Origin of the sequence: Tardiphaga sp. 285_C5_N1_2, assembly GCF_052076065.1 — a bacterium.
Lineage (GTDB): Bacteria > Pseudomonadota > Alphaproteobacteria > Rhizobiales > Xanthobacteraceae > Tardiphaga > Tardiphaga robiniae.
In genome coordinates, this window is the sequence record NZ_CP197241.1 from 1,784,395 (window position 1) to 1,797,635 (window position 13,241).

12 protein-coding genes are annotated in these 13,241 nt (G+C 62.2%); 3 read left to right on the forward strand and 9 right to left on the reverse strand.

What is annotated here, in order from left to right; genetic code table 11:
• Window positions 1-4: 4 nt before the first annotated feature.
• Entirely contained in the window at window positions 5-1,027 is a 1,023-nt protein-coding gene (locus AB7951_RS08350; protein WP_120292648.1) for a methionine synthase, read from the reverse strand.
• A 124-nt stretch (window positions 1,028-1,151) separates the two neighbouring features.
• Here AB7951_RS08350 and AB7951_RS08355 point away from each other — a divergent pair, with 124 nt between their 5' ends.
• The 3 genes from AB7951_RS08355 to AB7951_RS08365 all read left to right on the forward strand — a co-directional run bounded on the left by AB7951_RS08355 (window position 1,152) and on the right by AB7951_RS08365 (window position 3,524).
• On the forward strand, window positions 1,152-1,856 hold the full coding sequence (locus AB7951_RS08355; protein WP_120292646.1) for a glutathione S-transferase N-terminal domain-containing protein: 705 nt from the start codon (window positions 1,152-1,154) through the stop codon (window positions 1,854-1,856).
• A 61-nt stretch (window positions 1,857-1,917) separates the two neighbouring features.
• Entirely contained in the window at window positions 1,918-2,547 is a 630-nt protein-coding gene (locus AB7951_RS08360; RefSeq protein ID WP_120292644.1) for a 2-hydroxychromene-2-carboxylate isomerase, read from the forward strand.
• Window positions 2,547-3,524, forward strand: coding sequence for an NADPH:quinone oxidoreductase family protein (locus AB7951_RS08365; protein WP_120292642.1), 978 nt, complete (start codon window positions 2,547-2,549; stop codon window positions 3,522-3,524). Before AB7951_RS08360 ends, AB7951_RS08365 begins: the two co-directional genes overlap by 1 nt.
• A gap of 4 nt (window positions 3,525-3,528) precedes the next feature.
• Here AB7951_RS08365 and AB7951_RS08370 read toward each other — a convergent pair whose 3' ends face one another.
• The 8 genes from AB7951_RS08370 to AB7951_RS08405 all read right to left on the reverse strand — a co-directional run bounded on the left by AB7951_RS08370 (window position 3,529) and on the right by AB7951_RS08405 (window position 12,996).
• Window positions 3,529-4,200, reverse strand: a complete 672-nt coding sequence (locus tag AB7951_RS08370) for an esterase/lipase family protein (RefSeq protein ID WP_439061763.1) — start codon at window positions 4,198-4,200, stop codon at window positions 3,529-3,531.
• Between the two features lie 8 nt (window positions 4,201-4,208).
• Window positions 4,209-5,099, reverse strand: a complete 891-nt coding sequence (locus tag AB7951_RS08375; RefSeq protein ID WP_120292638.1) for a crotonase/enoyl-CoA hydratase family protein — start codon at window positions 5,097-5,099, stop codon at window positions 4,209-4,211.
• Window positions 5,100-5,367: 268 nt separating this feature from the next.
• Complete coding sequence (locus tag AB7951_RS08380) at window positions 5,368-6,528, reverse strand: M20 aminoacylase family protein (protein WP_089264945.1); 1,161 nt, start codon at window positions 6,526-6,528, stop codon at window positions 5,368-5,370.
• A gap of 12 nt (window positions 6,529-6,540) precedes the next feature.
• A complete protein-coding gene (locus tag AB7951_RS08385) occupies window positions 6,541-8,064 on the reverse strand; it encodes a M81 family metallopeptidase (RefSeq protein ID WP_120292636.1) in 1,524 nt (507 codons plus the stop codon).
• Between the two features lie 30 nt (window positions 8,065-8,094).
• Window positions 8,095-9,780 (reverse strand): ABC transporter ATP-binding protein, encoded by a 1,686-nt coding sequence (locus tag AB7951_RS08390; RefSeq protein WP_374725734.1) that lies wholly within the window; start codon window positions 9,778-9,780, stop codon window positions 8,095-8,097.
• The gene (locus tag AB7951_RS08395; RefSeq protein ID WP_089264943.1) at window positions 9,777-10,661 is read right to left on the reverse strand and encodes an ABC transporter permease; all 885 of its coding nucleotides are present in this window, start codon (window positions 10,659-10,661) and stop codon (window positions 9,777-9,779) included. The genes AB7951_RS08390 and AB7951_RS08395 overlap by 4 nt, the downstream gene beginning before the upstream one ends.
• Window positions 10,662-10,674: 13 nt before the next feature.
• Complete coding sequence (locus AB7951_RS08400) at window positions 10,675-11,616, reverse strand: ABC transporter permease (protein WP_089264942.1); 942 nt, start codon at window positions 11,614-11,616, stop codon at window positions 10,675-10,677.
• Window positions 11,617-11,862: 246 nt separating this feature from the next.
• Entirely contained in the window at window positions 11,863-12,996 is a 1,134-nt protein-coding gene (locus tag AB7951_RS08405) for a M20/M25/M40 family metallo-hydrolase (protein WP_120292634.1), read from the reverse strand.
• Window positions 12,997-13,241: the final 245 nt, after the last annotated feature.

Below are 13,241 nucleotides of genomic sequence, written 5' to 3' on the forward strand. Positions count from 1 at the left end.
CGTCTTACCCCAGCTTCTGCCTTGCGAGCTTTGCACCCGCGCCCAGTGCGCGCAGCTTCGCCTCGGCGATATCCCGCTGCATCGGAGCCATGCCGCAATTGGTCGTCGGCACGATCTTGTCCTTCGGCACGTGTTTCATCACGGCCTCGATGGTGGCGACCACATCTTCCGGCGTCTCGACAGTGTCGCTGGCGACGTCGATCACACCGGCCTGCACGATCTTGTTCTTCAGCAGTCCCAGCAATTCCAGCGGTACGCGCGAATTGCGGCATTCGATGGCGACCTGCTGGATCGGGCTGGCGTCGATGGCCGGGAAGATCTCTTCATATTGCCGCCACTCGCTGCCGAGGGTTTCTTTCCAGTCGGTATTGGCCTTGATGCCGTAGCCGTAGCAGATGTGAACGGCTGTCGCGCAAGTGAGGCCTTGCGCGGCGCGCTCAAGCGCCTTGACGCCCCAGTCGGCGGCTTCGTCCATGAAGACGTTGAAGGCCGGCTCGTCGAACTGGATCATGTCGACGCCGTCGGCCTGCAGTGCGAGCGCTTCCTGGTTCAGCAATTCGGCGAAGGCGAAGGCCATCTTGACGCGGTCGCCGTAATAGCTGTCCGACAGGGTGTCGATAATGGTCATCGGACCGGGCAGTGTGAACTTGAGCTTGTTCGTCGTATGCGCGCGGGCAGCCTGCGCCTCGAAGGCGTGAACGCGGCCCTTGAGCTGCAGCGGTGCGGTCACCTGCGGCACCATGGCTTTGTAGCGATCCTTGCGGATGCCCATCTCGACCTTGTGGGCGAAGTCGATGCCGTCGACTTTTTCCAGAAAGCCATGGACGAAATGCTGCCGCGCCTGCTCGCCTTCGGTGACGATGTCGACGCCGGCATCTTCCTGCACTTTCACCGCCAGCAGCGTCGCGTCGCGCTTGGCGCGCACCAGTTCGTCGCCGGACGAGCGCCAGGTTGGCCACAGTTTGTTCGGCTCAGCGAGCCATTCGGGCTTCGGCAGCGAGCCGGCGATGGTGGTTGGAAACAGCATTTGTTCGCTCCCCGGAAATTGTGTTTTGCGGAGGCCTATCTGCCATGTTCCGGACCCCCCGTATATGGGATTGGCGCACCCATGGGGGAGGGCTAGGATCGGCCAAAACGCCTTGAGGGACACCATGATCGACCTGCATTATGCACCGACGCCGAACGGCTGGAAAATCTCGATCATGCTGGAGGAATGCGGGCTGCTCTATACGGTCGTCCCGATGCAACTCGGTCGCGGCGACCAGCACCAGCCGGAATTTTTGAAACTCAGCCCCAACGGCCGCATGCCGGCCATTGTCGATCAAGCGCCTGCCGATGGCGGCGCGCCGGTGTCGATCTTCGAGAGCGGCGCAATCCTGATCTATCTCGCCGAGAAATCCGGCCGGTTTATGCCGACCGAGATACGCAAGCGTTTCGACGTCATGCAATGGCTGATGTGGCAGATGGGCGGGCTCGGTCCGATGCTCGGCCAGAACGGACATTTCCTGCTCTATGCCCCCGAGAAGATTCCCTATGCGATGGATCGCTATACCCGCGAAGCCAAGCGCCTGTACGGCGTACTCGATGCGCATCTCGGGGAAGGCCACGATTACATCGCCGGCGACTACTCCATCGCCGATATGGCGTGCTTTCCGTGGATCATGACCCATAAGGCGCAGGGCCTGACGCTGGATGATTTCCCGAACGTGAAGCGCTGGTTTGCGCTGGTCCGCGCGCGGCCGCAGGTACAAGCGGGGCTTGCCGTCGGTAAGCAGGAGAGGAAGCCGATGGATGAGCAGGCGAGGAAGATCATGTTCGGTGTCGATGCACCGGCGCATGCGCAGGCGCAGCAATAGAGCTCGTCATTCCGGCGCGCGCGTATGACGAAGAAAATAATAACAAAACGAGGAAACGCCCATGATCGAATTCTTCTTCGACTGTTCCAGCCCCTGGACCTACCTCGCCTTCCACAACATCCAGCCACTGGCGAAGGAATTCGGCGAGGAAATCTCGTGGCGGCCCATTCTGGTCGGCGGCATCTTCAATTCGATCAATCCCAGCGTCTATGAATCGCGCAAGACGCCGGTGCCGGCCAAGGCGCGCTACATGAAGAAGGACCTTGGCGACTGGGCGCGCTCGGCGGGCCTGGCGATCAAGATGCCGCCAACGGTGTTTCCGGTGAACAGCGTCAAGGCGATGCGCGGCTGCATCTGGCTTGGAAACGATGCGATGGTGCCGTTTGCGCGCGCCGTGTTCGAAGCCTATTGGGGCGACGACAAGGATATCTCCAGGGATGACGTCCTGACCGAGATCTGCACGCGCACCGGCATCGATCCCGCGAAATTCTTCGCGGGCATCGGCGATCAGGCGATCAAGGACCAGCTCAAGGTCAATACCGATGAAGTGATCGCACGGGGCGGCTTCGGCTCGCCGACCATCTATCTCGACAAGACCGACATGTATTTCGGCAATGACCGCCTGCCGCTGATCCGCGAGGCGCTGCAGCGCCGCCGCGTTGGCGCTGGAAGCGCCGAGAGCGCTGCCTGATGCCGAAAGCGATTGTCTGCCGTGAGCTCGGAGCGCCGGAAGGCCTGCGCCTCGAACAATTCGAGTCAAAGGCGCTAAAGCCGGGGCAGGTCCGCGTTGCCGTGCGCGCCGCGGGGATCAACTTCCCGGATGTCCTGATGGCGGCTGGCGAATATCAGCTCAAGCCCGAACTGCCGTTCACGCCGGGCATGGAAGCGGCGGGCGACGTCAGCGAAATCGCCGGCGATGTGCCCGGCATCGCTGTCGGGGATCGCGTCATCGTCAAGCTGCGTCATGGCGGTTATGCGGACGAAATTGTGGTGACGCCGGCACAACTCACTCCATTGCCGTCGACATTCGACTACGCGGAGGGGGCGACGTTTCTCGCCGCCCATGGCACCGCGCATCATGCGCTGGTCGATCGTGGGCAGATCAAGCGCGGTGAAGTGCTGCTGGTGCATGGTGCCGGCGGCGGCGTGGGGTTGGCAGCGGTGGAGATAGGAAAGCTGCTGGGCGCCACGGTAATCGCGGCTGCATCATCGGAAGAGAAGCTTGCTGTCGCCAAAGCGCGCGGCGCGGATTACGGCGTGCTGTATGGCTCCGAACCGTTCAGGGATGCCGTCAAACGTCTCACGGACGGCAAGGGCGCGGATGTCGTGTTCGATCCGGTCGGCGGCGAAATCTTCGAGCAGAGCCTGCGCTGCATCAATTGGGGCGCCCGCCTGCTGGTGATCGGCTTCACCGGTGGCATCGGCGTGGCGAAAACCAATCTCGTACTCATCAAAGGCGCCAGCGTGCTCGGCGTCCGCGCTGGCGAGGCAGCACGGCGCGATCCGAAGATCGGCGAAGCCCGCATCGCGCAGCTCCTCGCATGGGCAGAAGCAGGAAAGATCAGGCCAAATGTTTCGCATCGCCTGCCGCTGGCGGATGTCGCGGCTGCCATGCGGCTGCTAACGGAGCGCAAGGCGATCGGGCGTGTGGCGCTGACCATGGGTTGAGCGCTCAGCGCCGAAACTGGCCGTCCTTCAGGAAGGCGGTGGTCTGTATGATTGCTTCCCGATTCCGGATCATCATCGCATGTGACGCGTGGATGACGAGGTGGTCGGTCATGCCTTCAAGTTTCGTGCGCGCGACGGTGACACGACCATCATTCGGGCCACGCAACATCAAGCGCGAAGCGATCGGATCGAGCGTACGATCGCCGGCGATGATGCCGACCGGATAGTCAACTGGGGGAAGCATCGCCTCAGTTACGTCATCTCGCATCGTAACGAGTTGTTGCCCCGCCGGGCCGAAATACTGGCGATAGGGCAGCCAGTTCTTGAACAGATCGGCGATTTCGCTGCCGCCATTCGGCGTGCCCAGCATCACCACGCGGCCCAGACGTGACGGACGGTGGCGCGCCAGATAGACACGCGCCAGCAGACCTCCCATCGAATGGCAGACGAAATGCGTGCAGTCTTCGTTGGCTTCGGCAAACGGCGCGATGGCGGGATGGATGTCATCGGCCAGTGCAGACAGCGTCTTGCGTCGGCTGGGATAGCCAATGTTCCGCGTGGCGAAGCCTGCAGCTTCGACCGCCTGCTGCATCTTGATAAAAGATCGGAACGACCGGCTGATGCCGTGCAGGAAAATGACGCCCTCGAGTGGACGACCAGAGGGCGTCGGATTCATTCGTCGTCCTATTTGTAGTCGCGCTCGTCCCACCAGGGGAAATAGCTCGGCATGTCCGTGCTGACCTTGTTCTTGAATGCTGCCGGGCGCTTTTCGAGAAAGGCCACGACGCCTTCCTTGACGTCTTCGGATCGGCCACGCGCATAGATGCCGCGGCTGTCGATCTTGTGCGCTTCCATGGGATCGTCGGCGCCCATCATGCGCCACATCATCTGGCGGATCAGCGCGACGGAGACCGGCGCCGTCTTGTCGATGAAGGTCTTGGCCAGCGCGCGTGCGGTTGGCAGCAGATCGTCGGGCGGCACGACCTTGCTGACGAGTCGGCCGGCTAGGGCCTCCTGCGCCGGGAAGACGCGACCGGAGTAGCACCATTCCAGCGCCTGCGAGATGCCGACGAGGCGCGGCAGGAACCAGCTCGACGCGGCTTCCGGCACGATGCCGCGCTGGGAGAACACGAAGCCGAAGCGTGCAGCTTCCGAGGCGATGCGGATGTCCATCGCGAGCTGCATGGTGGCGCCGATGCCAACGGCCGGCCCGTTCACCGCGGCGATGACCGGCTTGAGGCATTTGAAGATCCGCAGGGTCACCTGACCGCCACCGTCGCGCACCATGGGATCGCTGTAATCGACGTCGCCGCTGGCGAGACGCTTAACCGGGCCGCGCCGCGCGTCGCGATCAAAGGTGTCGGCGCCCGAAGAGAGATCTGCACCCGCGCAGAAACCACGTCCGGCACCGGTCACGATGATCGCGCGCACATTGTCGTCCGCATCGGCCTTGTCGAAGGCGTCGATCAGCTCGGCCTGCATGGTGGCGTTATAGGCATTGAGCTTTTCAGGGCGGTTCAGCGTGATGGTGAGAATCTGCTCGTCGACGCTGTAGAGAATGGTCTCATAGGCCATGGTGGTTTCTTCCCTGTTTTTATTTTGGTTCACTGGTCATTCCGGGGCGCGCCACTTGGCGCGAACCCGGAATCCCGATGTGTTTTCATTACTACTGGATTCCGGGTTCGCGCGCGAAGATGCGCGCGCCCCGGAATGACGTGCTAGGTGCAGGATTGTAGGATGGGTAGGGCTCTTGCGAAACCCATCCTTCGCACACAAGCGTGACGGGTTTCGATGCTCTCAACCCATCCTGCGGAATTATGCCGGCAGCGTTGGCTGCCGCTTCTTACGCCGGCAGCCGGGTTTCGACGATGCGGGCGAACATGCTGGCGCCGATGGGCAGGATTTTATCGTCGAGATAATAGCCGGGATTGTGCACCGGTACCGAGCCTTCCTGGCCGACCCAGAAATAGGCGCCGGGCACGGCATGCAGCATGTCGGCGAAATCTTCCGAGCCCATTTTCGGCTTCGCGCGGGTGATCACATTGGCGTCGCCGACGATCGTGCGTGCAACGTCTTCGACGGCTTTGGAATGTTCTTCCTGATTGACCAGCACGCTGAAGCCGTCGCGGATATCGACCTTGATCTCGCAATCGAACGCCGTCGCCATACCGGCAGCGAGCGCATGCATCCGCTCGCGGATCTGCATTCGGACCTTCTCGGAGAAGCACCGCACGGTGCCGCAGAGCTTCGCATCATCCGGGATGACGTTATAGGCCGAGCCGGAATGGATCTGGGTGATCGACAGCACGGCGGATTCGAACGGATTGACGTTGCGGCTGACGATCGACTGCATCGCCTGACCGAGCGACATCGCGATCACGACAGGATCCTTGGAGCGCTCCGGCATCGCGCCATGGGCGCCGTAGCCCCGGATGGTGATGTCGAAGAAATCAGCGGCGGCCATTGCAGGGCCCGGGAAGATGCCGACTTCGCCGTGATTCATGTCCGGTGCATTGTGCAGACCGTAGATTTCATCGCATGGAAACTGCTTGAAGAGACCGTCCTTGATCATCGCGCGCGCACCGCCGAGGCCTTCCTCGGCGGGCTGGAAGATGAAATGCACGGTGCCGTCGAAATTGCGGGTCTCGGCGAGATAGCGAGCGGTGCCGAGCAGCATGGTGGTGTGGCCATCATGACCGCAGCCGTGAAAACGGCCGGGAATGGTGGAGCGCCAGGCGAGGTTGGTGTTTTCTTCCATCGGCAGCGCGTCCATGTCGGCGCGCAGGCCGATGCGCTTGGTGCCCGAGCCTTTGCCCTTCAACACGCCGACGACGCCGGTACCCCCTAAGCCGCGATGCACTTCGACGCCCCATGAAGTCAGCTTGTCGGCAACGATGCCGGAGGTGCGGACTTCCTCGAAGCCGATTTCCGGATGCGCGTGCAGGTCGCGGCGGATGGCGGTGAGTTCGTCGGCGAAGGCGTCGATACGTTCGAGTGTGGGCATGGGTCTATCCGTTCACGGCACGAGGGCAGGTGATGAGGTCTGGGGCGTAAATGGTTCGCCGTTCGGCTTCAGCCGAATGCCCGGACGCAGATGCTTCCAGGGCAGCACCGACGTATCCGCGGGCATCGCACCGGGCGCGGCGCAGATCAGCAGCTTGCCGGCGATGGGCTCGAAGTCGGCGCGGAAATGCACCGAGCTCTTGTTGACGAGAATGTTCTGCTCAGTCGGCTCGATACCGACATAGCGATACATCGACTGGTCGGCGAGCTGGGCCTTGTGAGAGGAGATGACGACGCGGACGTCGTCGATACGCAGACAGGCCGAGAGGCCCATATCCATGTCGCGGCCGCCATAATAGGGGCCGTTAGCGACGAACTTGCCGTCCGACAGTTTCTCGACCACGAACGTGTTCTCGTAAGGCGCGTCGCCGGGAATGCCCGACTTGCCGCCGATGGAGAGTTTGACCGTCGCGCCTTCGCCGGCCTGATGGGCAGCCTTCGCTGCCGCGGGATCATAGATCACGCCATGGGCGGCCTTGATCGCCCTGTTCTTCACCAGCGCGCGCAGCATGCCGGTGGTGTCGCTGTCGCCGCCGGCGCCGGGATTGTCCTGGGTATCGGCGATGACGACCGGCTTGGTGAGGGTCTTCGCCAATTCCATGGCATGCAACACGCCTTCATCCGGCCTGTAGATCTTGCCGTCGAAATCGTCTTCGTGGCCCATCACCAGCTTGACGATGGTGTCCGCTGCGGCGTCGGCATCAGCCTGTGTCACGCCATAGGCGAACACGCTTGGGCAGCAATGGGGGAAATCGGCCGCAGGAAAGCCCGGGCAGAATGACAGCGTTGGCACCTGGTCGTGTTCGAGCGCGGCCAGCTTCAGGTAAATGCTCTTGGTCGGCTCGTCATTGGTGCATTGCCAGCTGATCGGAATCAGGAACGGCAACTGCCGGAATGCCTTGGCGAAGCGGTTGCCGGCGAGCAGCAAGTCCATGTGGCGTGCACAGGCGCGGCCGGTGTCGGCCATGTCCACATGGGGATAGGTGCGATAGGCGATCAGCGCGTCGGTATATTCGACCGTTTCCGGCGAGATATTGCCGTGCAGATCGAGGCTGACCACGAACGGGATATCTGGCCCGATCACCTCGCGCACGCGCCGCGCGATTTCGCCTTCGCCGTCGTCGAGATGTTCGGTGACCATGGCGCCGTGCAGATCGAGATAGACCGCATCGACGGGCAGCGCAGCCCTGATGCCGTCGATCATCTCGCCGACGATGCGCTCGAACGCGTCCTTGGTGACATGGGCCGAAGGGCTCGCGCCGCAGGCGATGGTCGGGATCAGCTCCCAGCCGCGTGTCTCGGCTTCCTCTATAAAGCCGGCGAGGCCGACATTGATGCCACGCATCACCTTGAGGACGTCGGCACCATGCGTCATCGACGGCCAGCCGCCGCCATGTACAAAGGCCTCATAGGTCGCCTTGGTCGGCGCAAACGTGTTCGTCTCGTGCAGAAAGCCGCCGACAGCGATACGGGTCATTCAGAATCCAGGGTCAGTTTCGGTATGGGCTCAGGCCGCCGGCACGGTGGTGCTGCCATCGACCGCGCGGAAGTTGGCGAAATCCCATCCTCGTCCGGGCGCCGCGTCAAGCAGCTGGCGCGTATAGGGCTGTTGCGGATTTGCGAGGACTTCCGCTGCCGGGCCCTGTTCCACCACCCGGCCATGCTGCATCACGGCAACGTCATCACAAATCTGGGCGGCGACGCGCAGATCGTGGGTGATGAACAGGATGGCGATGCCGAGCCGGGTCTGGATGTCGTCGAGCAACCGCAGCACCTGCGCCTGCACCGAGACGTCGAGGGCCGAGACGGCTTCGTCGGCCACCAGCACTTCCGGATCGAGGGCAAGCGCGCGCGCAATGGCGATGCGCTGGCGCTGGCCGCCGGAGAACTGGTGCGGATAGCGCGACACTGCGTCAGGTGGAAGACCGACCAGTTCGAGCAGTTCACGCGCCCTGGCCATGGCCACCGAATGTTTGGTGCCGAAATTGATCGGACCTTCGCAAATGGACTCGCCGATGGTGATGCGCGGATTGAGCGAACGATAGGGATCCTGGAAGACGATCTGTATCTTCTTGCGGTGCGGCTGCAACGCATGACGTGACAGGTCGGAGATTTCGCGTCCGGCGAGACGGATGCCGCCCGAGGTTGGATCGATCAGTCGGACGATACAGCGCGCCACGGTCGATTTGCCGGAGCCGCTTTCGCCGACGATGCCGAGCGTGCGGCCCTTGCGCAGTGTCAGCGTGACGTCCTGGGCTGCGTGGACCTCGCGTGGTTTCCCGAACATGGAACGCTCGCGATAGACCTTGCCGAGCTCATTCGCTTCGAGCACGACTGGATTGAAGCCCACTTCCTCGCGAGCCGCGCGGGGAATGAGGCTCGGCACCGACGACAGCAGGTTACGAGTATAGTCCTGCGTGGGCGCGCTCAGAATATCCTTCAATGCTCCGGTTTCCACCAACCGTCCATGACGCATCACGGCGACGCGATCGGCGATGTCGGCCACCACGCCCATGTCGTGAGTGATGAACAGCACGGCGGTGCCGTGATCCTTCTGAAGGTCGCGCATCAGCTTGAGAATCTGCGCCTGGGTGGTGACGTCGAGCGCTGTCGTTGGCTCATCGGCGATCAGCAGTTTCGGCTCCAGCACGAGCGCCATGGCGATCATGATGCGCTGGCGCTGGCCGCCCGACAGGCGGTGCGGATAGGACGCGAAGATGCGCTTCACATCGGGAAGCCGCACTTGCTCCATCATGTCGAGAATGCGCGCACGGCGGGCGCTGGCGCCGAGACTGGTGTGGGTGCGTAGTACTTCGTCGATCTGCTTGCCAACGGGGACGACTGGATTGAGCGCCGTCATCGGCTCCTGGAAGATCATCGCCATGGTGGTGGCGCGGAGTTCGCGCAGCCGCCGGTCGCTGGCTTGCAGCACGTCCTCACCGACCAACTTAATGCTGCCGCCGATGGCTTTGAGTGAATCTCGCGGCAGCAGGCCCATGGTGGAGAGCGAGGTCACCGACTTGCCGGAACCACTTTCGCCGACCACGCAGAGCGTTTCGCCCTGGCGCACCTGGAGAGAAATGCCGTCGATGATCTTCTTGCCGGTGCCGCTCTTGCCGACGCCGACGACGAGGTTTTCGATTTCCAGTGCGATGGGGCGGGTATTCACGGTGGGATTCACTAGTTCACTCACTTGCCGGCCTCACGCTGTTTCATGCGGGGATCGAGCGCATCGCGGGCAGCGTCGCCGATCAGATTGACGGAGAGGATGGCAATCGAGAGCAGTAATCCCGGCCAGAAGATCAGCGATGGCTTGACCTGGAAGAAGGCGCGACCCTCGGCCATGATATTCCCCCAGGTCGGGGTTTCCGGGCTGATGCCGGCGCCGAGGAACGACAGGATCGCCTCGGTGAGAATGGCGGATGCGGCGATGAAGGTGCCCTGGACGATCAGCGGCGCCACTGTGTTGGGCATCAGATGCTTCAACATGATCTTCGGCATGCTGGAGCCGAGCGAGATCGCCGCCTCCACATAGGGCTCCTCACGCGCCGACAGCACCACGGAACGCACCAGTCGCGCGACACGGGGGATTTCCGGAATAGTGATCGCAATCAGCACCGTCGTCAGAGTGGCGCCTGACAGCGACACGACGGCGATGGCCAGCAGCACGCCGGGCATCGCCATCAGGCCGTCCATGACACGCATCATCACAGCGTCGGCCAATTTGAAAAAGCCCGAGAACAGGCCGATGAACAGGCCGATGACAATACTGGTGACGGCGGCGCCGAGGCCGATCAGGAGCGAGATGCGACCGCCATAGAGGATGCGCGCCAGCACGTCGCGGCCGTAAGCGTCGGTGCCGAGCAGATATTCCGAACTGGCCGGCTTCAGCCGCAAGGCGGGTGCCAGCAATTGCGGATCGTGCGACGTCAGCCACGGTGCGAAGATCGCCGACAGGATCACCAGCGTCAGGCAAATCGTTGCCAAGGCGATAATCGGCGTCGCGGTGAGAAAGCCGAGCGACGGACCGCTGCGGGAGGGGAGGGCCGGGTTGGGAAGGGATTCGATCGCCATCAGATACAGATTCCTAGTAACGAATTCTGGGATCGAGCAGTGCGTAGGCAAGGTCGATAAGCAAATTGACCCCGACATAAACGCCCGAGGTCAAAAGGATCATGGCCTGGATCACGGGAAAATCCCGCGCCAGCACGGCATCGACCGTCAAGCGACCGATGCCGGGCAGGTTGAACACGCTTTCGGTGACGACGACGCCGGAGATCAGCAGTGCGAAGCCGGTACCGATCACCGTGATGACCGGCACGGCGGCGTTACGCAGCGCGTGGCGGAACAGCACCCCGCTCTCGTTGATGCCCTTGGCGCGCGCGGTGCGGACATAGTCTTCGCCGAGCACTCCGAGCATCGCCGCGCGGGTCATGCGCGCGATTAGCGCGACATAGACAAAGGACAGCGCGACGGTCGGCAGCGTGATGCGCTCAAAGAACGGCCCGAATCCACGCGAGATGCTGCGGAAACCCTGCACCGGAAACCAGCGCAGTTCGATCGCGAACACCTGGACCAGCACGTAACCGATCACGAACACCGGCACGGAGAAGCCGATCACTGACAGCGCCATCACGAAACGGTCGATCCATGTGCCGTGTTTCCATGCGGCGATGACGCCGAGCGGGATCGCAACAAGGATCGAAACCAGCATCACGCTCAATGCGATGCTCAAAGAGGGCTCGATGCGCTGGTTGACCATCTGCAGCACAGGCACGTTGGAGATCAGCGAGGTGCCGAAGTCACCGTGCAGCAGCCGCCAGACCCAGCTGAAAAACTGCGTGTAGAGCGGTTCGTTGAGACCGAGCTGCGTCCGGATGCGGTCGAGCTGCTCGGCCGTCGCGTTATCGCCGGCGATGATCGCGGCAGGATCGCCGGGCGTCAGCCGAAGCAGCAGGAAGACAAACAGGGCCACCACACCCATAACGGGTATGGCCGCAAGAATCCGGCGAATGAGGTATCCGAGCATGGCGCTTTCCTAGTGGTGGTGTTGATCGAACGTAACTGGACCGCGTCGGTCAACCGGAAACGTCACGGGCTCGCTGCTCTTGGTCGTCATTGTCCGCGAGAAACACAGATTTTTCGAGAAACAATGATTCACTGTCGCAACTTGCCTCAACCCGAAGTTCGCTAAACTTAAACGTAAAGGTAGCAAGTCCTGTGCCACCGCCCGATTTGCGCCATGCGATGCATGTGCAAACCGGGCGACGTTGCATCAATCGAGGGTTGCCAGCAATCCCGCCATCAGGCGGCCACGATCAACAAGGCTCTGCGCGACGATATATTCGTTGAGCGTGTGCATATCGGCGCCATGAACGCCGAGCCCGTCGAGGGTCGGGATGCCCATTGCGCCGGTAAAATTACCATCCGAACCGCCACCCTTGCTGCCATGGGTCAGTTCGGGCAGGCCGAGGCGACCGTTGATGGCCTTGGCTTTCTCGAACAGCGCCATGGTCGCCGCGCTCGGTTCCCACACCGGGCGGGTGACGCCGCGGGTGACGTTGAAGGTCACGTCATTCTCGGTGCCTGAGAGAGCGAGCATGCGCTGGACGCCGGCATCGAGATCCTCCTGGCGCTTGGCCATGCTCAGCGCTTCGCCGGTGCATGACGAGGCAACGCAGTTGACCCATTGTCCGCCATGCACGATGCCGACGCTGAACGTGCAGTCCGGTCCGGTCATCTCGTCGATCTGCACGATCTTCTTCGCCATTTCGCGAATCGCGGAGCGACCGTTTGACAGCGTCGCGCCCGAATGGCTGGGCCGGCCGATGGTTTCGAGATTGAAGCGGGCGATCGCATAGCGGCCAGTGGTGACACCATTGCCCGCACTACCGGGCTCGGGCACCAGCACGTATTTGTTCCGTGCGGCTTCGGCTTCGATGATGTCGCGGGTCGATGGCGTGCCGACTTCCTCGTCGGGCGTGAACAGTACGGTGATCGGTAGCGGCGTCGTATAGGAGATACGTGCGAGCTGGCGGATGGCTTCCAGCGACAGATAATTGCCGCCCTTCATGTCGCAGATCGCCGGGCCGTAGCAGCGCTCGCCATCGCGGCGCCACTTCAGCGTTTCGATGGTGCCAACCGGGTGAACGGTATCCATGTGGCCCGCGATCAGGATGCCGGGTTCGCCGAATTTCGGATGTGGAAAACGGGCGCGGATGCAGCCGCCGAATCCCTGACGTCCCGCGATGCGCTCGATGGTCGCACCCATAATTGCCATGTCGCGCGCAGCGAGGTCGAGCATGCCGTTGACCGCATTCGCGTCCCATGTGGGGCTCTCGCATTCGACCCAGACGCGCAGGCCCTGCAACATGTTCTCGAGATCAAACGGGAGTTCGGCGGGGTTCATCAAGTCATTCCTCTTGGATGAGAATTTCGTCACGGATGATCAAGGCGCTCCGTGCCTGCGCACATTGCGAGAGTTTGTCGGCGAGAGTTCGCGCATGACTTAGCAGCAGCGCATTCGCCTTTGCAAATCGACAATGTGCATTGCAATGCATTCTACACCGTGTGGATGTATCGCGTGGAAAACGCGATTGACGCGCATCACGCTTGATGCCAAGTCCTTGAAGCCTAAATGATAAAGGCAATACG